The following is a 24983-nucleotide window of genomic DNA, read 5'->3' as shown; positions in this document are numbered from 1 at the left end:
ACCGGTTTACTCGAACAACGCATCCAGCGCCTGTTCAAGACGTGATACCCCGATGATCTGCATACCGGCTGGCGCCTCCTTCGGCGCATTGCCTTTGGGCACGATTGCGCGCTTGAAACCGTGTTTGAACGCCTCCTTCAAACGCTCCTGCCCACTGGGCACAGGCCGGACTTCCCCGGACAAACCCACTTCGCCAAACACCAGCAAATCGTGAGGCAGCGGGCGATTACGCAAGCTGGATATGACCGCCGCCATCAAGGCCAGGTCCGAAGCGGTTTCGAGCACCTTCACGCCACCCACTACGTTGAGGAAAACGTCCTGATCGTGAGTCGGAATCCCGCCATGCCGGTGCAGGACAGCCAGCAGCATGGCAAGACGATTCTGATCCAGCCCCAGTGTCACCCGACGTGGGTTGGACATGTGGCTGTCATCCACCAGCGCCTGGACTTCAACCAGCATCGGCCGGGTGCCTTCCCACGTGGCCATGACGACACTGCCCGGAACTTCTTCCTGCGCACGGGTCAGGAAAATTGCCGAGGGATTGGAAACTTCTTTCAAGCCCTTGTCGGTCATGCCGAACACGCCCAGCTCGTTCACGGCACCGAAACGGTTCTTGACGGCGCGCAACAGCCGCAATCGGCCATCCGACTCGCCCTCGAAATACAACACCGTGTCCACCATGTGCTCCAGCACCCTGGGACCGGCCAGCGCGCCTTCTTTGGTCACGTGACCCACCAGGAAGATCGCCGTGCCGCTCTGCTTGGCATAGCGCACCAGCAGCGCGGCACTTTCACGTACCTGCGAAACGCCGCCCGGAGCGGACTGCAACTGCTCGGTAAAGATGGTCTGAATGGAGTCGATCACCATCACCTTGGGCTGCTCGACACGCGCCGTCGCGATAATGGTTTCGATGCAGGTCTCGGTCATGACACGCAACTTGTCCTGAGGCAGCCCAAGACGACGGGCACGCATGGCCACTTGTTGCTGGGACTCTTCGCCCGTTACATAGAGCGCAGGCATGCGTTGAGCAATGTTGCACAGCGTCTGCAGCAGAATGGTGGACTTGCCGATGCCAGGATCACCGCCAATCAGGACTACAGAGCCGTCCACCAGACCACCGCCCAATACGCGGTCGAGCTCGGCAGAATTCGTGGAGAAGCGAGGGATTTCCTCGACGCTGACTTCGGCCAGGGTCTTGATCTGCGCCTGTGAGCCTGTCCAGCCGGCACGCCCGCTGGGCGGGGCCGCCGCGCCGCTTTCGATCGTGGTTTCGACCAATGTGTTCCAGGCACCGCAATCGCTGCACTGGCCCGCCCATTTGGGAAACGTCGCGCCGCACTCAGTGCAGCCGTACAAGCGTTTGGCCTTGGCCATGACAACCCCAGTCGTTAAAACGAACATGATAACGCAGGGATGCTGTGCCTGTTACCGGCTCGTCAGGCCATGGTTTTTAAACGTCTGATAAAACTTCCATGCTCAGCCCCGGTCGATTGAACGTGCAACAGGCGACACCCCTGTCCCTGGTTTACACTGCATTGACAACCTTTATCTGTAACAAGGAATGACTCATGAGCGTACTAAGCGAGTTCAAGGCCTTCGCGGTCAAAGGTAACGTGGTCGATATGGCCGTCGGTATCATCATTGGCGCGGCATTCGGCAAAATCGTTTCGTCGTTCGTAGGCGATGTGATCATGCCGCCACTCGGGCTGCTGATCGGCGGTGTCGACTTCAGTGACCTGGCTGTCACCCTCCGGCCCGCCGAAGGCGCAACACCAGCTGTACTGCTGGCCTATGGCAAGTTCATCCAGACAGTCATCGACTTCATCATCGTGGCGTTTGCCATCTTCATGGGCGTCAAAGCGATCAACCGTCTGAAGCGCGAAGAGGCCAAGGCCCCTACCCTCCCGCCTACTCCGTCCAAGGAAGAAGTGTTGCTGGGTGAAATTCGTGACCTGCTCAAGGAGCAGAACAAGCCCTCCACACCTGTCACCGTAGATCCAGCACGTCCGCAGCTCTGAGCCCGGCTCTCTTCGCGACCAGACGGGCAATGCACCGCTGGTTCGCGAAAAAGTCACCAATAGGTTTCGACAGCTATCTGCCCCGGCTTGCGTGACAAGCTCAGGCGCATGTCGCGCTGTTTGAGCACAGCACGGGTGTCATCGATCATTTGCGGGTTGCCGCACAGCATGACTCGGGAATGCTCGGGCGTCAGCGCAATGCCGGCGGCGCGCTCGAGCGAACCGTCTTCAATCAGTTGCGTAATACGGCCGTTCAATGCGCCAGGATGCTCCTCGCGCGTTACGGTCGGCAGAAACAGAAACTTGTCGGCGTACTCAGCAAGATACTCACGCTTCATAAGCTCGGCGATCAGCGACTGATACGCAAGCTCTCTGGACTCGCGCACGCTGTAGACCAATATCACTCGTTCAAACTTCTCCCAGACTTCAAAGTCCTGAAGAATCGACAGGAAAGGCGCCACGCCCGTGCCGGTGGATAACAGCCACAAGTCGCGTCCATCGATGAATCTGTCCAGGGTCAGGTAACCGAACGCCTGCTTTTCGACCATCAGGCTGTCGCCCGCCTGCAGACGGCTCAGTTCACTGGTGAATTCGCCATCTGGTACCACGATGGAAAAAAACTCCAGAAACTCGTCATGCGGCGAAGACGCCATCGAATAAGCGCGCCACACCGTACTGCCGTCTGCCTTGGTAACGCCCAGTCGAGCGAACTGCCCCGCGCGAAATCGAAAACCGGGATCCCGAGTCGTGCGTAGCGTGAACAGGCTGGGCGTAAGGGGCGTAACGCATTGGAGCGTCTGCCGCGTGAACTTGTCTTCGTTGACGGTCATGGTGCGTCGAGGGCTCCCGAACGTTGAAAAGGGTCTGCAGTGTCCCGCAAAGCCAGCTCGATAAACACCGGCTGTTTGTAATGACTTGTCCAGAAAGGATGCGTTCCCCTTAGAGCATTTGGTTCTGGCCGTCTTCCGCGCATGACAGAAGTGCGACTAGCGTAAATCAGGCCGAGCCCGCAACCATCGGTGTTCCAGGCCTAACACCCTCTTTTGGAAATAAAAAAGCCATCACTCCATCCGTCTGGATGCTTTTTGACGACTGAAATGACTGATCGTTTCTTTCCTAGACTGGATAAACACACAGCGGAGTTTCTAGATCGAACACAGGGAGGCGGTCATGAAAACCATGAATATCAGAGACTTACAGCTACCCAAACCGAAGAACCTTACCCAGCGGGAAATTGAAGTGCTCAAGTGGTCGGCAGAGGGTAAAACGGCTGGCGACATTGCAATGATTCTGTGCATCAAAGAGCGGACCATTCATTTTCACATCGCCAGCGCTGTTCAGAAAATGGGCGTGTGCAATAAAACCGCAGCAGTGGTTCAGGCTGCACTCAGCGGGATGTTCTGATCTGACCATTGAGCGTCAATAGACAGGTGCCAACGCCTGAAAAGTACGTAAAATCACTCTCCTCAGCGAGTCCGCCTTCGGCAGGGCTTACGTAACACATGTTCGATTGCACAGAGTTCGCGCCCCAATGCCTTTGCTTCTCAGCCCTTTTGCTCAACTAGATCTTGTTCGCCAGCCCGAGCAACAGGATGAGCCGCTTCAGGCGTTCGATGCCGCGGACGAATACCTGCTCAATTTTGTCGCAGAAACCGGCCTGTCGCCTGAAAGCCGAGTATTGGTCCTCAACGACAGTTTTGGCGCGCTGGCCGCAAGCCTGGCGCAACAGGCGCATGTCGTCAGCAGCACCGATTCGTTTCTCGGGGCACAAGGACTGGAAAAGAATCTGGCACGCAACGGGATGGCCTATGACGCCGTCCCGCTGATACCGGCGAGCGAGGCATTGAACGGCCCATTCGACTGGGTACTGATCCGCATACCCAAGACACTGGCACTGCTTGAAGAGCAGCTGGTTCGCCTGCAAGGCCAACTGGCGCCGGGCGCCCGCGTGGTCGCGGCGGCGATGGTCAAACATTTGCCGCGCTCGGCCGGGGATTTACTGGAAGAGTATGTCGGGCCGGTGCAGGCGTCACTGGCTGTCAAAAAAGCGCGGCTGCTGTTCGTTACACCTCAGATCAACTCGATCAAGCCTTCACCTTACCCGACCCGCTACCTGCTCGACGAGCCGGCCATCGAGCTGGTCAATCACGCCAATGTGTTCTGCCGTGAAGGGCTGGATATCGGCACCCGGGCATTTTTGCCACACCTGCCCAAAAACCTCGGCTCAGCGCGCGTTGCCGACCTGGGCTGTGGCAACGGTGTATTGGCTATCGCCAGCGCGCTGGACAACCCGAACGCTCATTACACCCTGGTCGACGAGTCGTTCATGGCGGTGCAATCGGCGGCTGAAAACTGGCATGCGCATCTGGGCGAGCGAGAGGTGGTGATCGAGGCAGGCGACGGGCTGGCCAACCAGGCGCCGGATTCGCTGGATGTAGTACTGTGCAACCCGCCCTTTCACCAGCAACAGGTCGTGGGCGACTTTTTGGCGTGGCGTATGTTTCAGCAGGCACGCGCCGCACTGGTCGTCGGTGGCGCGCTCTACATCGTCGGCAACCGCCATTTGGGTTATCACACCAAACTCTCGCGTCTGTTCCGGGGTGTAGAGCAAGTCGCCGCCACGCCAAAGTTCGTGATTCTCAAAGCCCGCAAATAACCCCGCGCCTCGTCAAAGAGCAAAAAAAACCCTCCAGTACAGGAGGGTTTGAAACCGTGCCCAGCGGGCACGGAACGGGAATTCAATACATTGCAACCCTTGCGTGACCTCAATGCGTGGTCAAGCCTGCCGCGCTCATGAACATGCGCATCAGGCTGGCCACGATGAACAGCGCCAAGACACTGCCTGCCCATATACCTGCCAGCCAGGCCAGTCGTTGCCACAGCGGCTTGCTCATCGCCGGATCCGGATCGTGCTGGTCGTGCTGGTCGTGCAGAGAATTTTTACCAGACATCGTCAATCTCCTCGGTTCGGACTAGTGATAACCGTCTTCAGCAGTCACCTTGCCGCGGAACACGTAGTAGCTCCAGAAGGTGTACCCCAGAATGAACGGGATGATGAACAGCGTACCGACCAGCATGAAGCCCTGGCTCTGCGGTGGCGCCGCAGCGTCCCAGATCGAGACGGATGGCGGAATGATGTTTGGCCACAGGCTGATGCCCAGCCCGCTGTAGCCCAGAAAGATCAGTAGCAGGGTCAGCAGGAACGGCGTGTAATGTGCGTTGCGGGCGACAGCCTTGAACAACCCGTACATCGTGACCAGCACCAGGATTGGTACCGGCATGAACCAGACCAGGTTCGGCATGCTGAACCAGCGGTGCGCGATGTCCTCGTGAGCCAGCGGCGTCCACAGACTGACCACACCCATGACCACCAGCACGGCTGTTGCCAGCGGGCGAGCCAGATCATGCATCGCTTTTTGCAGCGGGCCTTCGGTTTTCATGATCAGCCAGGTGCAGCCCAGCAATGCATACGCCACGATCAGCGCCAGCCCGCAGAACATCGGGAACGGTGCCAGCCAGTCCAGCGAGCCGCCCGCGAACTGACGATTCGCGACCGGGATGCCTTCAATGAAAGCCCCCAGCGCCACGCCCTGAAAGAACGTAGCAGCCAGCGAACCACCGATGAATGCCTTGTCCCACCAGTGACGCTTTTCCTCGGTCGCCTTGAAGCGAAACTCGAAAGCGACACCGCGAAAGATCAGGCCCATCAGCATGAACATCAGTGGCAGGTACAACGCCGACAACACCACCGAGTAAGCCAGTGGAAAGGCACCGAACAGTGCGGCACCGCCCAGTACCAGCCAGGTTTCGTTGCCGTCCCAGACCGGCGCGACGGTATTCATCATAACGTCTCGGTCAGAGCTGTCTTTCATGAACGGGAAGAGAATCCCGATACCCAGGTCGAAACCGTCCATCACCACGTACATCATGATGCCGAAGATGATGATGACGGCCCAGATCAGCGGAAGATCGATACCCATGGCTTAATTCCCCTTCCCAAGCTGGTCGACGTTGTCACCTTCTTCTGCACCTTCAACCGCAGCAGAAAGTGGACGGGCCGGTGTGCGTTTTTGACCAGGACCACCATGAGGCACGTGCTCGACGTACGCTTTCGGACCTTTGCGCACCAGACGCATCATGTAACCGAGACCAGCGCCAAACAGTACGAAGTACACGACCACGAACAACACCAGAGTGATGCTCATCTGCGCGACACTGTGGCCCGACGAGGCATCAGCGGTACGCATCAGGCCGTAGACGACCCATGGCTGACGACCGATTTCAGTGGTGAACCAGCCGGCCAGAATGGCAACCAGACCGGATGGCCCCATCCACAACGCCAGGTAGAGGAACGGACGCGACTTGTACAGCGTGCCGCGCTTGCGAAGCCAGAGGCTCCACAGGCCGGTCAGAATCATCAGCATGCCCAATGCAACCATGACCCGGAACGACCAAAACACGATGGTCGAGTTTGGACGGTCTTCAGGCTTGAACTCTTTGAGCGCCGGGACCTGTTTGTCCAGGCTGTGGGTCAGAATCAGGCTGCCCAGATAAGGAATTTCGACAGCGTATTTGGTCCGTTCTTCCTTCATGTCGGGAATGCCGAACAGGATCAACGGGGTCGGTTCATCACCGATGTTTCCCCAGTGGCCTTCGATGGCCGCAATTTTCGCAGGCTGATGCTTGAGCGTATTAAGGCCGTGGAAGTCACCGACCACTGCCTGGATAGGCGCCACAATCAGGGCCATCCACATCGCCATCGACAGCATCTTGCGAACCGCAGGCGTGTCACGGCCGCGCAACAGGTGCCAGGCTGCGGACGAGCCGACGAAGAATGCCGTTGCCACGAAGGCAGCGATAGCCATGTGCGTCAGGCGATACGGGAACGAGGGGTTGAATACCACTGCGAACCAGTCGGTCGGGATCACGCGGCCGTCGATGATTTCAAAACCTTGTGGCGTCTGCATCCAGCTGTTGGACGACAGAATCCAGAAGGTCGAGATCAGGGTGCCGATGGCAACCATGACGGTAGAGAAGAAGTGCAGGTTACGGCCAACACGGTTCCAGCCAAACAGCATCACCCCGAGGAAACCGGCTTCAAGGAAGAACGCGGTCAGCACTTCGTAGGTCAGCAGAGGGCCTGTTACTGCCCCTGCAAAATCTGAGAAACGGCTCCAGTTGGTGCCGAACTGATAGGCCATGACCAATCCGGAAACCACGCCCATGCCGAAGTTGACGGCAAAGATCTTGGACCAGAAGTGGTACAGGTCGCGGTAGACATCTTCGCGGGTCTTCAGCCACAGGCCTTCGAGCACAGCCAGGTAACTTGCCAGACCAATGGTGATGGCAGGAAACAGGATGTGAAACGAAATCGTGAATGCGAACTGAATTCGGGCGAGATCGATAGCCTCCAAACCGAACATAAGTGTTCCTCTCTCAGGTGATACCGGCTGTCAGCCCGGGCTGACAACAATTGCCCCCACGGTAATGGAGTGCTCTTGTCTCTATTTGTTCTGGTGATATTCGCGCCATGGCGCAAGTCGGCTCATATCACAGGTTTGACGCGCAATGACGCAGATCAACCGACGCTCAAAGAGTAGCCCCATTTGGGCCTTCAGGATGTGTGGTCTTTTGTCGCGTGGCGAGTTGACTCACCTGAATGAATGCAGGCCTTGAGGCAGGCTCATCCGTTCAGACAGAGGCATGTTTCCAAGTAAACTCGACGCTTGCTCACGAAGGGGCGGTAAAGCGCAGCCCGGAAAGCGAACACGCATTCAGTTTCCGGGCTGTGGATCGACTAGAGCAGTTTGTCGAGGGTGATTGGGAATTCACGAATGCGTTTGCCAGTGGCATGGTAGATGGCATTGGCGATCGCGGCAGGTACGCCGACGATGCCGATTTCGCCCACGCCCTTGGAACCCAGCGCGTTGACAAATTCGTCGTGCTCTTCGACAAACAGTACGTCGATGTCACCAATATCCGCATTCACAGGGATGTGATACTCGGCAAGGCTGTGATTCATCGGACGGCCCAGGCCGTGGTCGATCATGGACTCTTCCTGCAAGGCCATGCCCATGCCCCAGACCACGCCACCCAGAATCTGGCTACGTGCCATTTTAGGGTTCACCACCCTGCCCGCCGCGATCGCACTGACTACGCGGTTGACGCGGATGGTGCCCAGATCCTCGTCGACCAGCACTTCGACAAATACCGCCGAGTGGGTAGCAGACGAGTAGGCTTCGCGCTTCTCGTCGGGCTCGGCGTCGACCTGTACTTCGATCAATCCATCGGTTTGAGAACCCGCGATTTCAGCCATTGAGTAGGCCTGATCACCGATCTGCAACTGGCCTGCTTCAAAGCGGACCTGATCCAGCGTTACCTCTGCCAGCTGTGGATAACGCACTTTGGCCACTTCGAGCACTTGGCGCTGCAACGCCTGGCAAGCCTGTTGCACTGCCGTACCGACCGAAGACACCGTGAACGATCCACCCTGCAACGGTGCGGTAGGCAACGAAGAGTCACCCAGAAGAAAGGTAACGTCGGCGATGTCGACACCAGAAGATTCGGCGGCGATCTGAGTCATGACGGTGTAAGTCCCGGTGCCTATGTCGGTCGTCGCGCTGCTGACCACCAGCTTGCCATCGGCATCGAGACGCGCCTTGGCACTGGCCTTCATCTGCATGGCCTCCCACACACCGCCTGCCATGCCCCAGCCAACCAGTTGGCGACCCTCACGCATGCTGCGTGGTTCAGGGTTACGCTTTTCCCAGCCGAAACGCTCGGCGCCCTGGCTGTAACATTCGAGCAACTCCTTGCTGGAATAAGGCTTGTCTTCGTTGCCGTTGCGCTCGGCGTAATTGATCACGCGCAGACGCACCGGATCGATGGCGACTGCGCAGGCCAGTTCATCCATCGCACACTCCAGCCCGATCAGGCCCAATGCAGCGCCAGGCGCACGCATGTCCAGCGGCGTGTACATGTCGACCGGCACCAGCTTGTAAGTCAGCTCGACGTTATCGCAGTGGTAAAGCATGCCGCTCCACTCCACGACATGCTCGGTGAAATCCTCGAAGCGCGAGGTCTGCCCTATGGCTTCATGGCCGACCGCCAGCAATCGTCCATTCGCCGCAGCGCCGAGACGCAAGCGCTGGACCGTACGTGGTCGGTAGCCAAAGGTGAACATTTGTTGACGCGTGAGCGTGACACGGACCGAACGTTTGAGATGCAGAGCCGCCATGACCGCCAGCGGCAGCTGGTATTGCGGACGCAGGCCTGAACCAAAGGCACCGCCAACAAAAGCGGCCAACACACGAATCTTGTCCTTTTCAAGACCAAAGACTTTGTGCAGATAGTCCTGACAGTTTTGCGTGCCCTGGGTCTTGTCATGAATCTGCAAGCTGCCATCGGCCTGATAAAGCACTGTCGACGCGTGCGGTTCCATTGGGTTGTGATACTCGTTAGGCGTGCTGTAGCTCACGTCTACGCTGAGCGCTGAACTGGCCAGCTCACCCTCGAAGTTACCACGCGGCGGTGGCAATTCTGCGGGCGCATCGTGAGCCTCGGCCTGCGGGGCGGCCGAGTCGGTCTGATGAGGCTGCTGCTCATACTCGATACGGATCAGCGAGCCTGCATGGCGCGCCAGCTCAAGGGAGTCGGCCACCACAAGCGCCAGCGGCTGGCCGCTGTACAGCACCTTGTCGTTATAAAAAGGCCGAAACGGCGAACCGTCTGCCGCATCGGCGTCTTCATAGCTTTCGTCGTAACTGGCCACTGGCGGGCGGTTGGTGTGATCAAGCACCGCAACAACACCCGGTACTTTCAGGGCATCGGACGTATCGATGCTCAGCACGCGCCCGCTGGCGATGGTGCTGGACACCACGCTGCCGTACAGCAAGCCCTGCTCAGGGTATTCACCAGCATAGCGTGCACCACCGGTGACTTTCAGTTTGCCGTCGACACGGTCCACGGGCTTGCCCATCGGGGAAAATGGCTGGTTCATGAGGCGCTCCCTCCCACTGCGGCATCACTCAAGGCGCGCATGATCGCCCGCCGTGCCAGCTTGACCTTGAAGCCGTTGTGCGTCAGCGGTTGCGCGTCTTCGAGCATCGCGTCAGCAGCTGCGGCAAAGTTTTCGCGGGTGACGGGCTTGCCGATCAGCAAACGCTCGACCTCCTTGTTACGCCACGGTTTGTGCGCAACGCCACCCAGGCTCAGGCGTGCGTCGCGTATCACTTCGCCGTCCATGTCCAGTGCTGCTGCCACCGACACCAGCGCAAAGGCATAGGAAGCGCGGTCACGAATCTTCAGGTACGCGCTGTGACGGGCGAAGCCTTCAGCTGGCAGTTCGACGGCGGTGATCAGCTCGTCATCAGCCAGTTGGTTGTCACGCTGCGGGGCATCACCGGGCAGACGATGGAAGTCAGCGAACTCGATAGTCCGACGCCCGGCACGTCCCTCGACGTGCACCACCGCTTCCAGAGCAGCCAGCGCCACACACATGTCGGATGGATGAGTCGCCACGCAATCATCGCTCGCACCCAGGATCGCGTGGATGCGGTTGAGGCCATCAAGTGCCGGACAGCCGCTGCCAGGCTCGCGCTTGTTGCAGGGCACGCCGGTGTCATAGAAGTAATAGCAACGGGTGCGCTGCAACAGATTGCCACCGGTGCTGGCCATATTGCGCAGTTGCGGCGAGGCGCCGGCCAACACTGCCTGGCTCAGCAACGGGTAGCGTTGTTCGATCAACGGATGCCAGGCGAGATCTGCGTTACTGACCAGAGCACCGATCAGCAACCCACCGGTTGGCGTTTCGGTGACTTCTTTCAACGGCAGGCCGGTGATATCGATGAGATGCTCGGGCCGCGTAACGTTTTCTTTCATCAGGTCCAGCAGGTTGGTGCCGCCTGCGATAAAGCGCGTGGCCGGGCCGCTGAGATGAACGGCTGCACTGACATCGGTCGGTTTGCTGTAGGTAAACGGATTCATCGGTTCACCTCCTGCTTGGGTGCGGCATTGTGGAACTGCGGCATGACCTCTTCGACCGCTGCCAGGATGTTGCTGTAAGCACCGCAGCGGCAAAGGTTACCGCTCATCAGTTCCTGGATTTCGGCACGCGTGCTGGCTCGCCCTTCATTGGCCAGACCGACCGCCGAGCAGATTTGCCCTGGCGTGCAGTAGCCACACTGGAAAGCGTCGTGTTTGATGAAAGCCGCCTGCATCGGGTGCAATTGCTCGCCGTCGGCCAGACCTTCGATAGTCGTCAGTTCAGTGCCGTCGCACATGACGGCGAGTGTCAGGCAGGCATTGATACGCGTGCCATCGCGCAGTACGGTACACGCACCGCACTGGCCGTGATCACAGCCTTTCTTGGTGCCCACCAGGTCCAGTTGATCACGCAGCAGGTCAAGCAACGTGGTCCAGGGCTGGACCTCGAGCTGACGAAGCTGCCCATTCAAGGTCAGCGAGATCGCGTGGGTAGCGAAATCCTTCGGGTTCGGGGTTGCAGCGTTCATGGAAACCTCACGGTAGGTATTCGTTTCAGCGCATTTTCCATGCGTCTCTTGGGGGTACGACTTCGTGAGGTTTGCAACGTTCAGGGTTTATGGATGAGCGCACAGTTCATCAAAAGGCAGTAATCCACAGGCAGCCATTCCAATAAGCTGCTGGTATGATGCGCGGCTTTTTCCGACCCGCAAAAACCGTCGGGCTGCGCTGGCAGCCTGCGTTTTGCTGGAGTCGAACCATTCACGACGCAGGCCGCGTCACGGGGAACCAGACATGCTGGAAAGGCTGTTTCAACTCAAGGCACACAACACCAACGTGAGGACCGAGATTCTTGCGGGTGTCACGACGTTCCTGGCGATGGCTTACATCCTGTTCGTCAACCCGAGCATTCTCGGTGAAACCGGCATGGACAAGGGCGCGGTGTTCGTTGCCACGTGTCTGGCGGCGGCCATTGGCTCGACCGTCATGGGCCTGATCGCCAACTACCCGATTGCCCTCGCCCCGGGCATGGGCCTGAACGCCTTCTTTACCTACACCGTGGTCCTGCACATGGGTCACACCTGGCAGGTGGCGCTGGGTGCGGTGTTCATTTCGGCAGTGATGTTCTTTCTGCTGTCGATCTTTCGCATCCGTGAGTGGATCATCAACAGCATCCCCTTGCCGCTGCGCTCTGCGATTGCGGCAGGTATCGGTCTGTTCCTGGCGCTCATCGCGCTGCACAACGCAGGCATCGTGGTCAGCAACCCGGCGACCATGGTCGGCCTGGGCGACCTCAAGCAACCGGCCCCGGTACTCGCGACTCTGGGCTTCGTCCTGATCGTCGCGCTGGACCACCTGAAAGTACGCGGGGCGGTGCTGATCGGCATTCTGGCCGTGACGCTGGTGTCGATCTTCCTTGGCTTTACACCATTCGGCGGCGTGATATCGATGCCGCCGTCGCTGGCGCCAACCTTCATGCAACTGGACATCATGGGCGCGCTGGACGTCGGTCTGGTCAGCATCATCTTCGCCTTCCTGTTCGTGGATATCTTCGATAACTCCGGCACACTGATCGGCGTGGCCAAGCGCGCCGGGCTGATGGGCAAGGACGGTCATATGCCGAAAATGGGCCGTGCACTGATCGCCGACAGTACTGCGGCAATGGCGGGCTCGCTGCTGGGCACCTCGACCACTACCAGCTATATCGAATCTGCCGCAGGCGTAAGCGCCGGTGGCCGCACCGGTCTGACCGCCATCGTGGTCGCGGTCCTGTTCCTGCTGGCGCTGTTCTTCGCCCCTCTGGCGAGCAGCGTGCCTGCATTTGCCACCGCCCCGGCGCTGTTGTTCGTCGCCGTGCTGATGGCCTCCGGCATGGCCGAGATCGACTGGGACGACATCACAGTCGCTGCGCCTGTGGTGATCACTGCCCTGGCCATGCCCTTTACCTATTCCATCGCCAACGGCATCGCCTTCGGCTTCATTTCCTGGACCGCGATCAAGCTGCTGTCAGGGCGCGGGCGTGAGTTGAATCCTGCGCTGGTGATCCTGTCGATCCTGTTCGTGATCAAGCTGGGCTGGTTCAACGCATGAGTGTTCCCTTCGACCCCGCGAGCTACGACCGTCAGCTCGAAGAAAAAGCCGTTCGCCTGCGCGAGCTGCTCGCGCCGTTCGATGCGCCCGAGCCGCAAATTTTTGACTCGCCCCGTGAGCACTACCGCCTGCGCGCCGAGTTCCGCCTGTGGCGCGAAGATCAGAAGCGTTACTACGCGATGTTCGCACCGGGTGACAATCGCACCCCGATCCTGCTCGACGGTCTGCCGATCGCCAGCGAGCGCATCAACGCCTTGATGCCCGTGCTGCGTGACCGTTGGGAGGCCAGCACAACGCTGAACCACAAGCTGTTTCAGGTGGACTTCCTGACCACGCTGGCCGGCGACGCGATGATTACCCTGTGTTATCACCGTCCGCTGGACGAGGCCTGGCAGGCCGAGGCCGAGAAGCTGGCGGCCGAACTGAAGGTCCATCTGATTGGCCGCTCAAAAGGTCAGCGGCTGGTCATCGGCCATGATTACGTAACAGAGAAGCTCGACGTGGCGGGTCGCACATTCAGCTATCGCCAGCCAGAAGGCGCGTTCACGCAGCCCAACGGCACAGTCAACCAGAAGATGCTCAACTGGGCCTACGACGCGCTGGGCCAGCGTGAGGACGACTTGCTGGAGCTGTATTGCGGCAACGGCAACTTCACCCTGCCGCTCGCAACGCGGGTACGCAAAGTGCTGGCGACCGAAATCAGCAAGACATCGGTCAATGCGGCCCTGAGCAATCTCGATGACAACAGTGTGGATAACGTCACGCTGGTGCGCCTGTCAGCCGAAGAACTGACCGAGGCGCTGAACGAAGTACGCCCGTTCCGTCGCCTGCATGGCGTGGACCTGAAAAGCTATGAGTTCGGCAGCGTGTTCGTCGACCCGCCACGCGCAGGTATGGACCCGGACACCTGCGAGCTGACCCGCCGTTTCGAGCGCATCCTGTACATCTCGTGCAATCCGGAAACACTGGCAGCCAACATCGCTCAGTTGCACGACACCCACCGTGTCGAGCGTTGCGCCCTGTTCGATCAGTTCCCTTACACCCATCACATGGAATCCGGGGTGTTGCTGGTCAGGCGTTAAACCTGTTCAGCCCGTCGTGCTGCATTCATCTGAACGCAGCGCGACGGGCTGACGTGAAGACATCGATCGTACGTTTTTTGTCCACAGCGCTGTGGCGTTGCAATAACGTCGAAATTCATGTCGAAACTGTCAATTTTTTAATTAGCCACCTATCGATGCGCTAAGGTATAACGCCAACCGCGAATTCGCCGCTTCGATGGAAATCTGTCTTGAGCTCTGAATCTTCCGCTTCTTCCATTCCCGTCAAACTGTCCAGCCAGCCAGGCTTCATCAGTTTCATACTGTCGCGCCTGATGGCCGTTTTCGCCATGCAGATTCAGGCCGTGGTCGTCGCCTGGCAGGTCTACGACATGACCCGCGAACCGATGGCCCTGGCGTATGTCGGCCTTGCGCAGTTCGTGCCGATGCTCTTTTTGCTGATGCCTGCCGGTGACCTGATTGATCGCTATAACCGCAAAGTGATCCTCATGCTCAGTTGGGGCGTACAGGCCATCTGCGGCGTAATTCTGCTGGTGTTCTCGGCGCTGAAGCTGCAAGACCTGCGCATTATCTATGGGGCGCTGATGCTTTATGGCTGCGCCCGCGCCTTTACCGGCCCTGCCCTGCAAAGCCTCCTGCCCCAAATCGTTCCGCGCGCGCAACTGGCGTCGGCCATCGCCACCAACAGCGTCATCATGCGCTGCTCGACTGTTGGCGGCCCATTGATCGGGGGCTATCTGTACTGGCTGGGCGGCGCCGAGCTGACCTACTCAGTGTGCGTCGGGGCATTCATCGCCGGCATCGTGCTGCTCGCGCCGGTGGCCACACCCTTTGCCAGCAAGCCTGTTGATCTGGGCGATAGCGCCTGGGGCCGATTTACCGCCGGCATCGCCTTCATTCGCTCGCGTCCGATCATCCTGGGCACCATCTCGCTGGACCTGTTCGCCGTGTTGCTGGGCGGTGTGGTGGCCTTGCTGCCGATCTATGCCCACGAAGTGCTGAACCTCGGCCCGCAAGGGCTGGGCATGCTGCGTGCGTCGATGAGCCTGGGCGAACTGGGAGTGGGCATCTGCCTGAGCATGCGTCCGCTGGATCGTAACGTCGGCATGACCATGTTCCTCGCCGTCGGCCTGTTCGGCGTGGCTAACCTGGTGTTCGCGCTGTCGACCCTCTTCTGGCTTTCGTGCCTGGCGCTGCTGATCGCCGGAGCCGCCGACATGGTCAGCGTCTTCATTCGCTCGGCGTTGGTGCAGTTTTCCACGCCAGACAACATGCGCGGCCGGGTCAATGCCGTGAACATGCTGTTTATCGGCTCCTCCAACGAGCTGGGTGAGTTCCGTGCGGGCACCAGCGCGTCATTGGTGGGCGCAATCCCGGCGGCAATCATGGGCGGAGTCTGCACACTGGGCGTGGTCGGTGCCTGGATGGCCGGCTTCAAATCGCTGCGTCAGGTAGACCGGTTTGCCGACGCGTCGCCCAAAGAAGTTGAGTCGCCCACACAGGCTCACACGTCGAAACCCTGAGTTTCAATGCAGGGCTGAGCCGCAGGGTTCGGAGCGTTGGCAATACGCTCGCGAACCAATCAGCCCGCTACACCTCTATACCCTCGCACCTTGCACAGCCGCTGCGCTGATGACGCCGGACTGGCGCGTATCCGTATCACCAGCGACACTCATCGCACGATAAAAGAGGGATTCGACATGCTCTGGAAAAAAGGCCGACGCAGCGACAATGTGGTCGATGCACGCGATGGCGGAAGTAGCGGCGGCGGGGGCATGCGTATCGGTGGCAAGGGCCTGAGCCTGGGCGGTATCGTGATCGTTGTCGCGATCGGCCTGCTGACCGGCCAGGACCCGATGCAGATCCTCGGACAGCTCACAGGTCAGGGAACCGAGCAAAGCGCGCCACAGACACGTCAGGCGCCCCCGGCCAACGATCAGCAGGCCGAGTTCGTGCGTAGTATCCTCGGCGACACAGAAGACACCTGGCGCGCGGTGTTCGCCCAGAACGGCCGTCAGTACAAGGATCCGACGCTGGTGCTGTTCAGCGGCCAGGTCAATTCCGCCTGCGGCCGTGCTACCTCAGCCACCGGGCCGTTCTACTGCCCGGCAGATCAGCAGGTTTATCTGGATCTGGACTTCTTTCGCGAAATGTCGCAACGCTTCTCTGCCGCCGGAGATTTCGCTCAGGCTTACGTGATTGCACACGAAGTCGGGCATCACGTGCAGACCCTGCTGGGCATTTCGAGCAAGGTTGATTCGGCTCGCAAAGCAGGCCAGCGCATGGAAGGCAGCACCGGATTATTGGTGCGTCAGGAGCTGCAAGCGGACTGCTTTGCCGGTGTTTGGGCCTATAACGCACAAAATCGTTTGAACTGGCTTGAGCCGGGTGATATTGAAGAGGCGCTGAATGCGGCAAACGCCATTGGCGATGACCGCCTGCAGCAGCAAAATAGCGGCCGTGTCGTACCGGACTCCTTCACACACGGGACGTCCGCCCAGCGAGTGCGCTGGTTCAAGACCGGTTTTGCGCAAGGCCAAATCAACCAATGCGATACGTTCGCTGCCAAGAGTCTCTGAGCACATGATTAAACCGCTTCTGGTCCTGTTGTTAAGCACTGCCTTTGTGAGCCTCGCGGCTCACGCCGAGGATCAAGCGGTTAAATCCATCAGCCCGGATCGTCTGGCGATCAATGGCACCGAGGCCACGCTGGGGCTGAGCCAGGAATGGGTTCACCCCAAGCCGAAGATCGAACGCGTGGTGATCGTGCTGCACGGTCGTCTGCGCAATGCGCAAACTTACCTGCGCAGCATCGAGCGGGCGGCCAATCAATCGAAAGAGCGCGGCAAGACCCTGCTGATCGCGCCTCAGTTTCTGGACGAGAAAGACATTGTTGCCCACCACTTGCCTGAGTCGATCCTGCGCTGGCGTCAGAACAGCTGGATGGAAGGCGCGACGTCTGTGGGGCCTAAACCCGTCAGTTCGTTCCTCGTGCTGGACCATATCCTCAAGCGCTTGAGCGACAGCAAGCTGTTCCCCAACCTCAAGGAAGTCGTCATCGCTGGACATTCAGGCGGCGCTCAAGTGGTGCAGCGTTACGCGATGATTGGCGGCAAGGAAGACGCGCTGCTTCAGCGAGAGGGCGTCAAACTGCGCTATGTGATTGCAAACCCTTCGTCCTACGCCTACTTTGACGCAGAGCGCCCGGAACCTGTGACAGCGCAAAGCTGCCCGGATTTTGACGAGTGGAAATACGGCCTGAACAAGATGCCGTTTTACTCTGGCAAGGAAAAGCCGGTCGACATTGAAAAGAACTACGTGAAACGCGACGTGACCTACCTGCTGGGCGAGCTGGACACCGACCGCAACCACCCGGCGCTGGACAAGACCTGTGCTGCTGAAGCACAAGGCGGCTATCGCCTGATTCGCGGCCAGAACTTCTTCAACTACCTGCAGAAACGTCACCCGGAAGGGCTGAACCAACGCCTGATAATTGTCCCGAAAGTAGGCCACAACGGTGACGGAATCTTCACTTCGCCTGAAGGCCAGGCCGTGCTGTTCAAGCCGTTCTGATAGGTGCTGACGCAGCATCTGAGGCGCACCTGATCGGCACATATCGGGTGCCAGTCAGCAGGCCTTCGCGAGCAGACTCGCTCCCACAAGGTGATGATGTGCGAAGTGCACCCTGTGAGAGTCAGCCGGGCGGCGTTCTGTTTGCTGACGAAGGAAGCCATGAGGTGCACCGCACACTTCCTGCTGCAAGAGCGCGCTGCTAGCCCAGCATTGCCCGCAAGGCGACGCAGTCCACGGCATGCCAGTCGGTCAGTTCCGGCCATGGGTTGTCTGGCAGGTTGACCAGAATGGTCTTCGCACCGGCCGCTCGGCCGCAATCCAGGTCGTGGCGGTAATCACCGATCATGACCATCTTCTTCGGATCAACATCCCACGCGCTCGCCAGCTTCAACAGGCCTGCCGGGTGCGGCTTGGGTGTTGCCTCATCACGCCCCAACACATCGTCCACCGCAAAGCAGTCAGCCAGGCCGATGGCCTCGAGGGTGATGTGCGCCAGCTCCCGGGCGTTGCGGGTCAGAATGCCCAGACGATAGCCGCGACCTGCCAACTCACGAACTAGCTCGACAGCGCCATCAGCCGGCATCGAAGCCAATGCCAGTTCACGCTCGTGTTCGAGCAGCCAGGCATGTTTGGCGATGGACTCGTCGGCAGGCAAGGCCGCGAGGTGGCCGAGAATGTCATCATCCTGCGGGATGCCGAGCTCACGCTTGATGGCCGGAAAATCATGCACCGGCACCGTCAGCGTGCCGTCCATGTCGAACACCCAGTGGCGAATATCGTGAAGTGTCATGCCCAATCCTTGCGGTGGCGAATCAGGCCTTCCTGACTGACCGATGCAACCAGTTGCCCGGCGCGGTTGAATACGCTGCCACGTGAAAAGCCGCGCGAGTTGCCCGCCCAGGGGCTGTCCATCGCATACAGCAGCCAGTCATCAGCACGCAGGTCGTTGTGAAACCACAGCGAGTGATCAAGGCTTGCGACCTGCATGTCGCGCTGCCAGACCGTCTTGGCATGCGGCCGCAGGGAGGTGGTCAGCAAATTGAAGTCCGAGGCATAAGCCAGCATGTATTTATGCAGCGCAGGCACGTCCTGCAAGGCTCCGTCAGCACGGAACCACACATATTTGACCGGTTCGCCAGGCGCAGGGTTGTAAGGGTCTTCAGCCGTCACTGGGCGAAACTGAATCGGCTTGGGCCGCAAGAATTTGTCGTGCATGGCCTCCGGGATAAGGTGCGCGCGACTTTGCAGCAGCTCGAGTTCCGTGGGCAGGTTTTCCGGGCCGACGATTTGCGGCATCACGGTCTGGTGCTCGAAACCCTCTTCGTCGTACTGGAACGACGCACTGCACGTGAAGATCGGTTTGCCTTTCTGAATCGCGGTCACGCGGCGAGTGCTGAAGCTACCGCCATCGCGCACGCGATCAACCTGATAGACCACGGGCAACCCCGCATCGCCCGGACGCAGAAAATAACCGTGCAATGAATGAACATGACGGTCATCCTCGACTGTCTGGCTGGCAGCAGACAGCGATTGACCCAATACCTGACCGCCGAACAGCTGGCGAAAACCAAGGTCCTGGCTACGCCCGCGAAACAGGTTTTCTTCTATAGGCTCCAGCGTCAGCAGCTCAACCAGATCATCCAGCACTTGGCTCATTGTCATTCCTCTTACAAAACGTACCTGCACGCGCCAGATAAAAGTGGCAATGCAGTTGGCGGGCCCAATGGCCCGCGCCACTAAAATGAAATCATACAGAATTAGCGCGGTGAGCTTTATCAGGGTTTTAGCGTATTGAGCCACTGTTGACGGTTGATTCGATACAGCACATGCGGTCTGAGCGGTTGTCCCTGGGGCAGAAGCGGATGATCGAAGTCATCCGAGACAGCGTGATGCATGCCGATTGCCTGCATCACTTTTTGCGACGGCTCGTTGCACACTGCGGTAAGCGAGACGATTTCATCCAGCTTCAGACGCTCGAAACCGCAACCCAGAACGGTCCAGGCTGCTTCGCTGGCAAAACCCAGGCCCCAGTGCTCCCGCGCCAACCGCCAGCAGATCTCCACTGCCGGCGTGAACCGATCTTCAAAACTCACCACGTTCAGGCCGGTAAAACCGATAAACGCACCATTGTCCTTGCGCTCAAGTGCCCAGAGACCAAAACCCAGCTCAGCGAAATGCCCCCGGATGCGTCCAATAAGCGCTGCGCTTTCGAGGCGACTCAAAGGTTCGGGAAAATAGCGCATGACATGCGGGTCCGCGCACATGGCGGCAAACTCCGGCAGGTCATCGTCACGCCACTGCCGCATCAGCAGTCGGGCGCTATCAAGTTTGAGTATCGGTTCCATCGATCCTCCCGGTTACCGGACATCACTGGGCGCCAGTGTAGTCGCTCAATGCATAGGAAAACTGTGCGGCCGCAAGCAATACTGGCACTATCGGCTTTCGACCTCTGAACGGACGCAAAATGTCCCTGCCGCTTATCTACCACGACGACTACAGCCCGACGTTTCCGGCGGACCATCGTTTCCCCATGGACAAGTTCAGGCTACTGCGCGACCACTTGATCGACAGCGGGCTGACCAGCGACGTTCAATTATTAAGACCCGAGCTTTGCCCTGCGGACATTCTGGCGCTGGCGCATGATCCTTCCTACATAAGCCGCTACATGAGCGGCGACCTGTCGCGCGAGGATCAGCGGCGTCTTGGCCTTCCCTGGAGCGAAGCGCTGGCGCGACGTACGGTACGTGCGGTGGGCGGGTCGCTGCTGACCGCCGAGCAGGCACTGACCCATGGCCTTGCCTGCCATCTGGCGGGCGGCACTCACCATGCGCACTATGACTACCCGGCCGGTTTTTGCATTTTCAATGACTTGGCAGTGATCAGTCAGTACCTGCTGCAAAGCGGTCGGGTGGACAAAATACTGATATTTGATTGCGATGTGCATCAGGGTGACGGCACGGCGCGGATCCTGGCCGATACCGAAGATGCCATTACCGTATCGCTGCATTGCGAGAAAAACTTCCCGGCCCGCAAAGCCCAGAGCGACTGGGATATCCCGCTGCCCATGGGCATGGGCGACGCGGATTACCTGAAAGTCGTCGATGACCTGCTCAATTACCTGCTACCCATCTACAAACCGGATCTGGTGCTTTACGACGCTGGCGTGGACGTTCACAAGGACGATGCACTGGGCTATCTGCAATTGACCGATCAGGGCCTGGCGAATCGCGATGAAGCGGTGCTGCGCCACTGCCTTTCACGAGACATTCCAGTCATGGGAGTGATCGGTGGTGGTTACAGCAAGGACCGAGCCGCGCTGGCCAGGCGCCATGGCATCCTGCATCACACTGCGCAACAGGTCTGGACCGACATGGGGCTTTGACGCAACGTGTTGACCAGAGGCAGTGTTTGCGCCTGGAAAGGACGGTCAGCCAATCTCGGGTAGAATGCGCCACTCTTTTGCCGACGACACTGCTTTGACCATGACCGACTTCGCCTCCTCCGCCCCACAATCTGTCGCCATCATCGGGGGTGGTCCTGCTGGGCTGATGGCTGCCGAAGTGCTGAGTCAGGCGGGCTTCAAGGTCGACCTGTACGACGGCATGCCGTCGGTCGGGCGCAAGTTTTTGCTGGCTGGCGTGGGCGGGATGAACATCACCCACTCCGAGCCCTACCCGGCGTTTCTGTCGCGTTATGCCGAACGCTCGGCCATGATCGCGCCGTTGCTGCGAAGCTTTGGCGCGGGTGCGTTGTGCGAATGGATTCACGGGTTGGGCATCGAAACCTTCGTGGGCAGTTCAGGCCGGGTATTTCCGACCGACATGAAAGCTGCACCGCTGCTGCGCGCCTGGCTCAAGCGCCTGCGCGATGCAGGCGTGGTGATTCATACCCGTCACCGCTGGCTGGGCTGGAACGGCGATGGCAGCCTGCGTATCACCCACTCCGGCGGAGAAATGGCGATAAGCCCTGCGGCGACATTACTGGCATTGGGCGGCGCAAGCTGGGCCCGATTGGGCTCCGATGGCGCCTGGCTGCCAGTGCTGGAAGCCAAAAAAGTCAGTACTGCACCGCTGCAGGCTGCAAATTGTGGCTTCGAGGTGGCGGCGTGGAGTGAATTGCTCAAAGACAAATTCGCCGGCGCGCCCTTGAAGAACATCGCCATCGGTCTGTCCGGTCAGCAGCCACGCTTGGGTGAATGCGTGCTGACAGAAAACGGGGTCGAAGGCAGCCTGGTGTATGCGTTGTCGGCGCAGATACGCGAGCAGATCAACCGGAAGGGTTCAGCGACCGTACATATTGATCTGTTGCCGGGGAAAGCGCAGAGCGATGTGCACAAGGCCCTGAGCAAGCCTCGCGGCTCGCGCTCCATGTCCAAACATCTGCACAGCCAACTGAGGCTGGATGGCGCCAAGGCTGCTTTGTTGCGTGAACTGGCGTCGCAGGATGCTTTTGCTGACCCGGCCATGCTGAGTGAAGCCATCAAGGCTTTGCCCCTGACGCTGGTCAAGGCACGGCCTATCGATGAGGCAATCAGTACGGCAGGTGGCGTGATGTTCGAGGCCATGGACGAACGGCTGATGATCAAGCAACTGCCCGGCGTGTTCTGTGCGGGCGAGATGATCGATTGGGAAGCACCGACCGGCGGCTACCTGCTGACAGCCTGTTTTGCCAGCGGGCGAGCGGCAGGCCTGGGTATAGCAGAGTGGCTGCGCAAACGGTGAGACAAGACCCGTGGTAGTCAGCGGGCGGCGTTCCTTTTGCTGACGAAGGGGCCGGTACATTCAGTGGAAATGTACCGGCCCTTGAACTGCTCTCGCGGGCTGTAAGTGCTCGCAAACCATCAGGCGCTCAGGGTTTTTTCTTGCGCGGGCCGGTGTTCAATACGGGCAGTTTACGCACTGGCTTGACCACTGGCGCTGGCTCGGAATCGCCACTGTCCACCCATTTTCCGAGGTTGCGCTTGCTGCCGGACACCTTGGGTTTTTTCGGCTTCTTGGGCTTTTTGAGGATCTGCCCACTGGCATCGGTGCTCGGTACGCGGTGCTCCGGCTCGAAGTCGGCCTCTTCCCTGCGCTCCAGCGCCTGACGAGTCAGCACCTCGATGGCCGACAACAGCTCGACCTCATCGGCGCACACCAGCGAGATGGCTTCACCGGTCAGCCCGGCACGGCCGGTACGACCAATGCGGTGGATGTAATCTTCAGCCACGATTGGCAGGTCCAGGTTGACTACTGTCGGCAAGTCATCGATATCCAGACCACGCGCCGCTACATCGGTCGCCACCAGAATCTTCACTTCATTGGCCTTGAAGCGATCCAGCGCCCGTTGGCGCGTCGCCTGAGGCTTGTCGCCGTGGATGCCATCGGCGTTCATGCCCAACGCCTGCAAACGGTCCACCAGTTGATCAACACCGACACGGGTCTTGGCGAACACCAGTACCTGACCCCAACGGTGCTTTTTCAGCAGGTGGATGAACAGGTCGGTCTTGCGCTTCTTGTCCACCGTCACGACCCATTGCTTGACCGAAGACGCCGCAACGTTACGCGGGCTGACTTCGATGGTCAGCGGGTCGTCCAGCATTTGCGAAGCCAGCAGGCGAATCGGATCGGAGAACGTTGCGGAGAACAGCAACGTCTGGCGACGCTTGGGCAATGCCGCATAAATACTGCGCAGTTCCTCTGCGAAGCCGAGGTCGAGCATGCGGTCGGCTTCGTCGAGGATCAGCGTTTGCAACTGCGAAAACTTCACCGCGTTCTGACGATGCAGGTCAAGCAGGCGACCCGGAGTGGCGACCAGCACATCCACACCTTTGCGCAGCTTCATCATCTGCGGGTTGATGCTTACGCCGCCGTAAACCGCGTAAGTGCTCAGCGGCAGGTGCTCGGCGTACTGGCGAATGCTTTCATGAACCTGTTCGGCAAGCTCGCGGGTCGGCGCCAGCACCAGCGCACGAATCGAGTTCGGCGTGACCTTGGGGCCTTCCATGGTCAGGCGCTGCAGCAGAGGCAACGCAAAGCCTGCCGTCTTGCCGGTGCCGGTCTGGGCCGCCGCCATCAGGTCGCGGCCAGCCAGCACAGGCGGAATGGCCTGTGTCTGGACCGGCGTTGGAGTCTGGTAGCCAAGCGCTTCGAGGGCGCGCAGCAAGGGTTCGATCAGGCCGAGAGAGGCGAATGTCATGGGGATACCGTAGGAAAAATTCAGCGCAAGGCGCGCAGTTTAACCTGTCCGGCCCGCCTCGGTTAGCTTGTACGCGCCGACGGTGCTTCTTGCAGCGGCCGCTTGCGCCATTGCGGCAAGCCAATCAGGACCACGGCACTGATGATGACCACCATAGCCATGCACTCTTCAAGACCGATTGTCTCGCCGGCAAACATCACGCCCAGCAAGACGGCAACCGCCGGGTTGACGTACGCATAACTGGTTGCGGCGGCCGGGCGCACGTTCTTGAGCAGGTACATGTAAGCGCTGAACGCGACGATGGAGCCGAACACGATCAAGTACGCCAGCGCCCCCCAGCCCGCTGCTGTCGGCATCTGCTGCAGCCGCTCGCCGCTGAGGAAGCTGCCGACCAGCAGCGTCGCCCCTGCGGTGATCATTTCCGCGCCGCTGGCCATCGGGCCCTTGGGCAGCGGCAAGTGCTTGCTCCAGACCGAGCCGAACGCCCAGGCAGCTGCGGCGAAAAGCACCAGTGCCGCGCCGTAAGGGCTGGCTTGCAGGTTGGAGCCCATGTTCAGCAGGCCAATGCCGATCAAGCCCAGCACGATGCCCGCCCACTCAAGGTTCGTGGTGCGATTGCCCCAGAACAGACCGAACAGCAGGGTAAACAGCGGCATGGTCGCCACCGACAGCGCCGCCACGCCAGACGCAACGCCCGCATGCTCGGCCAGGGTCACGCCGCCGTTGCCACACGCCAACAGCAGGAAGCCGACCAGAAATGAAGCCTTCCACTCAGCCCAGGTAGGCGCAGGCACACCGCGATAACGCAGGAATCCGTACATCAGGCAGCCGGCAATCGAAAAGCGGATACCGGCCATCATCAGCGGCGGCCACGATTCGACACCGATGCGGATCACCAGGTAGGTCGAGCCCCAGACCAGATACAGGGCCAGAAACGCGCCGATGAGCAACGGGGAGATGCGAGTGGATGAGGGCATGGCCTGACTCTGGATTCATTGTTAGTGTGAGTTTATTGTACGAAGGCAGATGCCGATAATTAAGCGGCCAATCCTGTTTGAATGCCGCGTAAACTTACGAAACA

The 24983-nt window shown here is 59.5% G+C and carries 23 protein-coding genes; 10 read left to right on the top strand and 13 right to left on the bottom strand.

From position 1 onward, the window contains the following. Nucleotides 1-6 precede the first annotated feature (6 nt). On the bottom strand, nt 7-1374 hold the full coding sequence (radA, locus tag KDX37_RS14445; RefSeq protein ID WP_231653353.1) for a DNA repair protein RadA: 1368 nt from the start codon (nt 1372-1374) through the stop codon (nt 7-9). A gap of 194 nt (nt 1375-1568) precedes the next feature. On the opposite strand from radA, the gene mscL reads away from it, so the two are divergent. After that, a complete protein-coding gene (gene mscL / locus KDX37_RS14440) occupies nt 1569-2018 on the top strand; it encodes a large-conductance mechanosensitive channel protein MscL (RefSeq protein ID WP_231653352.1) in 450 nt (149 codons plus the stop codon). A gap of 53 nt (nt 2019-2071) precedes the next feature. Here the strand turns inward: mscL and KDX37_RS14435 are convergent, their stop codons facing one another. Then, the gene (locus KDX37_RS14435) at nt 2072-2848 is read right to left on the bottom strand and encodes a ferredoxin--NADP reductase (protein WP_231653351.1); all 777 of its coding nucleotides are present in this window, start codon (nt 2846-2848) and stop codon (nt 2072-2074) included. A 340-nt stretch (nt 2849-3188) separates the two neighbouring features. On the opposite strand from KDX37_RS14435, the gene KDX37_RS14430 reads away from it, so the two are divergent. Both KDX37_RS14430 and KDX37_RS14425 read left to right on the top strand, forming a co-directional pair. Then, the gene (locus KDX37_RS14430) at nt 3189-3422 is read left to right on the top strand and encodes a helix-turn-helix domain-containing protein (protein ID WP_231653350.1); all 234 of its coding nucleotides are present in this window, start codon (nt 3189-3191) and stop codon (nt 3420-3422) included. A gap of 127 nt (nt 3423-3549) precedes the next feature. After that, nucleotides 3550-4674 carry a methyltransferase gene (locus tag KDX37_RS14425; RefSeq protein ID WP_231653349.1) on the top strand — a complete coding sequence of 375 codons (1125 nt, stop codon included), beginning with the start codon at nt 3550-3552 and terminating at the stop codon, nt 4672-4674. Between the two features lie 109 nt (nt 4675-4783). Here KDX37_RS14425 and KDX37_RS14420 read toward each other — a convergent pair whose 3' ends face one another. The 6 genes from KDX37_RS14420 to KDX37_RS14395 all read right to left on the bottom strand — a co-directional run bounded on the left by KDX37_RS14420 (nt 4784) and on the right by KDX37_RS14395 (nt 11530). Further along, nucleotides 4784-4969 carry a DUF2474 domain-containing protein gene (locus KDX37_RS14420; protein ID WP_231653348.1) on the bottom strand — a complete coding sequence of 62 codons (186 nt, stop codon included), beginning with the start codon at nt 4967-4969 and terminating at the stop codon, nt 4784-4786. Nucleotides 4970-4990: 21 nt separating this feature from the next. After that, complete coding sequence (gene cydB / locus KDX37_RS14415; RefSeq protein WP_231653347.1) at nt 4991-5998, bottom strand: cytochrome d ubiquinol oxidase subunit II; 1008 nt, start codon at nt 5996-5998, stop codon at nt 4991-4993. A 3-nt stretch (nt 5999-6001) separates the two neighbouring features. Beyond that, entirely contained in the window at nt 6002-7441 is a 1440-nt protein-coding gene (locus tag KDX37_RS14410) for a cytochrome ubiquinol oxidase subunit I (protein ID WP_231653346.1), read from the bottom strand. A 374-nt stretch (nt 7442-7815) separates the two neighbouring features. After that, nucleotides 7816-10017, bottom strand: coding sequence for a xanthine dehydrogenase family protein molybdopterin-binding subunit (locus KDX37_RS14405; RefSeq protein ID WP_231653345.1), 2202 nt, complete (start codon nt 10015-10017; stop codon nt 7816-7818). Continuing rightward, entirely contained in the window at nt 10014-11003 is a 990-nt protein-coding gene (locus KDX37_RS14400; protein ID WP_231653344.1) for an FAD binding domain-containing protein, read from the bottom strand. Before KDX37_RS14400 ends, KDX37_RS14405 begins: the two co-directional genes overlap by 4 nt. Next, a complete protein-coding gene (locus KDX37_RS14395) occupies nt 11000-11530 on the bottom strand; it encodes a (2Fe-2S)-binding protein (RefSeq protein ID WP_231653343.1) in 531 nt (176 codons plus the stop codon). Before KDX37_RS14395 ends, KDX37_RS14400 begins: the two co-directional genes overlap by 4 nt. 265 nt (nt 11531-11795) lie before the next feature. On the opposite strand from KDX37_RS14395, the gene KDX37_RS14390 reads away from it, so the two are divergent. The 5 genes from KDX37_RS14390 (at nt 11796) to KDX37_RS14370 (ending at nt 17725) form a co-directional block, all read left to right on the top strand. Continuing rightward, a complete protein-coding gene (locus KDX37_RS14390) occupies nt 11796-13091 on the top strand; it encodes an NCS2 family permease (protein WP_231653342.1) in 1296 nt (431 codons plus the stop codon). Continuing rightward, nucleotides 13088-14173, top strand: coding sequence for a tRNA (uridine(54)-C5)-methyltransferase TrmA (gene trmA / locus KDX37_RS14385; protein ID WP_231653341.1), 1086 nt, complete (start codon nt 13088-13090; stop codon nt 14171-14173). Before KDX37_RS14390 ends, trmA begins: the two co-directional genes overlap by 4 nt. A gap of 209 nt (nt 14174-14382) precedes the next feature. Further along, nucleotides 14383-15675, top strand: a complete 1293-nt coding sequence (locus KDX37_RS14380) for an MFS transporter (RefSeq protein ID WP_231653340.1) — start codon at nt 14383-14385, stop codon at nt 15673-15675. Nucleotides 15676-15852: 177 nt separating this feature from the next. Then, nucleotides 15853-16731, top strand: coding sequence for a KPN_02809 family neutral zinc metallopeptidase (gene ypfJ / locus KDX37_RS14375; protein WP_231653339.1), 879 nt, complete (start codon nt 15853-15855; stop codon nt 16729-16731). Nucleotides 16732-16735: 4 nt separating this feature from the next. Beyond that, nucleotides 16736-17725: an alpha/beta hydrolase gene (locus tag KDX37_RS14370; RefSeq protein WP_231653338.1), complete on the top strand. Its 990-nt coding sequence runs from the start codon at nt 16736-16738 to the stop codon at nt 17723-17725. Between the two features lie 199 nt (nt 17726-17924). Here the strand turns inward: KDX37_RS14370 and KDX37_RS14365 are convergent, their stop codons facing one another. The 3 genes from KDX37_RS14365 to KDX37_RS14355 all read right to left on the bottom strand — a co-directional run bounded on the left by KDX37_RS14365 (nt 17925) and on the right by KDX37_RS14355 (nt 20070). Continuing rightward, nucleotides 17925-18515 (bottom strand): HAD family hydrolase, encoded by a 591-nt coding sequence (locus tag KDX37_RS14365; protein WP_231653337.1) that lies wholly within the window; start codon nt 18513-18515, stop codon nt 17925-17927. Further along, nucleotides 18512-19381, bottom strand: a complete 870-nt coding sequence (gene tesB / locus KDX37_RS14360; protein WP_231653336.1) for an acyl-CoA thioesterase II — start codon at nt 19379-19381, stop codon at nt 18512-18514. The genes KDX37_RS14365 and tesB overlap by 4 nt, the downstream gene beginning before the upstream one ends. Before the next feature lie 119 nt (nt 19382-19500). Beyond that, a complete protein-coding gene (locus tag KDX37_RS14355; protein ID WP_231653335.1) occupies nt 19501-20070 on the bottom strand; it encodes a GNAT family N-acetyltransferase in 570 nt (189 codons plus the stop codon). Between the two features lie 119 nt (nt 20071-20189). Between KDX37_RS14355 and KDX37_RS14350 the strand changes: the two genes are divergently transcribed. Beyond that, on the top strand, nt 20190-21107 hold the full coding sequence (locus KDX37_RS14350; RefSeq protein WP_231653334.1) for a histone deacetylase family protein: 918 nt from the start codon (nt 20190-20192) through the stop codon (nt 21105-21107). 100 nt (nt 21108-21207) lie between these two features. Continuing rightward, nucleotides 21208-22446 (top strand): TIGR03862 family flavoprotein, encoded by a 1239-nt coding sequence (locus tag KDX37_RS14345; RefSeq protein WP_231653333.1) that lies wholly within the window; start codon nt 21208-21210, stop codon nt 22444-22446. Between the two features lie 127 nt (nt 22447-22573). Here KDX37_RS14345 and KDX37_RS14340 read toward each other — a convergent pair whose 3' ends face one another. Together KDX37_RS14340 and yedA are read right to left on the bottom strand one after the other, a co-directional pair. Next, nucleotides 22574-23902, bottom strand: a complete 1329-nt coding sequence (locus tag KDX37_RS14340; RefSeq protein ID WP_231653332.1) for a DEAD/DEAH box helicase — start codon at nt 23900-23902, stop codon at nt 22574-22576. A gap of 62 nt (nt 23903-23964) precedes the next feature. After that, on the bottom strand, nt 23965-24879 hold the full coding sequence (gene yedA / locus KDX37_RS14335) for a drug/metabolite exporter YedA (protein WP_231653331.1): 915 nt from the start codon (nt 24877-24879) through the stop codon (nt 23965-23967). Nucleotides 24880-24983 lie beyond the last annotated feature (104 nt).

Source organism: Pseudomonas californiensis (genome assembly GCF_021147775.1).
GTDB classification, from domain to species: domain Bacteria; phylum Pseudomonadota; class Gammaproteobacteria; order Pseudomonadales; family Pseudomonadaceae; genus Aquipseudomonas; species Aquipseudomonas californiensis.
The sequence above is the reverse complement of the archived record's forward strand: the minus strand, read 5'-3'. Positions and strand labels throughout refer to the sequence as shown.

Coding starts and splice junctions, on each gene's coding strand:
- cydB (WP_231653347.1), bottom strand. CDS start 5,998: ATGGGTATCGATCTTCCGCTGATCTGGGCCGTCATCATCATCTTCGGC.
- KDX37_RS14395 (WP_231653343.1), bottom strand. CDS start 11,530: ATGAACGCTGCAACCCCGAACCCGAAGGATTTCGCTACCCACGCGATC.
- KDX37_RS14355 (WP_231653335.1), bottom strand. CDS start 20,070: ATGGAACCGATACTCAAACTTGATAGCGCCCGACTGCTGATGCGGCAG.
- KDX37_RS14390 (WP_231653342.1), top strand. CDS start 11,796: ATGCTGGAAAGGCTGTTTCAACTCAAGGCACACAACACCAACGTGAGG.
- trmA (WP_231653341.1), top strand. CDS start 13,088: ATGAGTGTTCCCTTCGACCCCGCGAGCTACGACCGTCAGCTCGAAGAA.
- KDX37_RS14430 (WP_231653350.1), top strand. CDS start 3,189: ATGAAAACCATGAATATCAGAGACTTACAGCTACCCAAACCGAAGAAC.
- KDX37_RS14370 (WP_231653338.1), top strand. CDS start 16,736: ATGATTAAACCGCTTCTGGTCCTGTTGTTAAGCACTGCCTTTGTGAGC.
- KDX37_RS14345 (WP_231653333.1), top strand. CDS start 21,208: ATGACCGACTTCGCCTCCTCCGCCCCACAATCTGTCGCCATCATCGGG.
- mscL (WP_231653352.1), top strand. CDS start 1,569: ATGAGCGTACTAAGCGAGTTCAAGGCCTTCGCGGTCAAAGGTAACGTG.
- KDX37_RS14435 (WP_231653351.1), bottom strand. CDS start 2,848: ATGACCGTCAACGAAGACAAGTTCACGCGGCAGACGCTCCAATGCGTT.
- ypfJ (WP_231653339.1), top strand. CDS start 15,853: ATGCTCTGGAAAAAAGGCCGACGCAGCGACAATGTGGTCGATGCACGC.
- yedA (WP_231653331.1), bottom strand. CDS start 24,879: ATGCCCTCATCCACTCGCATCTCCCCGTTGCTCATCGGCGCGTTTCTG.
- KDX37_RS14350 (WP_231653334.1), top strand. CDS start 20,190: ATGTCCCTGCCGCTTATCTACCACGACGACTACAGCCCGACGTTTCCG.
- KDX37_RS14365 (WP_231653337.1), bottom strand. CDS start 18,515: ATGACACTTCACGATATTCGCCACTGGGTGTTCGACATGGACGGCACG.
- KDX37_RS14400 (WP_231653344.1), bottom strand. CDS start 11,003: ATGAATCCGTTTACCTACAGCAAACCGACCGATGTCAGTGCAGCCGTT.
- KDX37_RS14425 (WP_231653349.1), top strand. CDS start 3,550: ATGCCTTTGCTTCTCAGCCCTTTTGCTCAACTAGATCTTGTTCGCCAG.
- KDX37_RS14340 (WP_231653332.1), bottom strand. CDS start 23,902: ATGACATTCGCCTCTCTCGGCCTGATCGAACCCTTGCTGCGCGCCCTC.
- KDX37_RS14420 (WP_231653348.1), bottom strand. CDS start 4,969: ATGTCTGGTAAAAATTCTCTGCACGACCAGCACGACCAGCACGATCCG.
- radA (WP_231653353.1), bottom strand. CDS start 1,374: ATGGCCAAGGCCAAACGCTTGTACGGCTGCACTGAGTGCGGCGCGACG.
- KDX37_RS14410 (WP_231653346.1), bottom strand. CDS start 7,441: ATGTTCGGTTTGGAGGCTATCGATCTCGCCCGAATTCAGTTCGCATTC.
- KDX37_RS14405 (WP_231653345.1), bottom strand. CDS start 10,017: ATGAACCAGCCATTTTCCCCGATGGGCAAGCCCGTGGACCGTGTCGAC.
- tesB (WP_231653336.1), bottom strand. CDS start 19,381: ATGAGCCAAGTGCTGGATGATCTGGTTGAGCTGCTGACGCTGGAGCCT.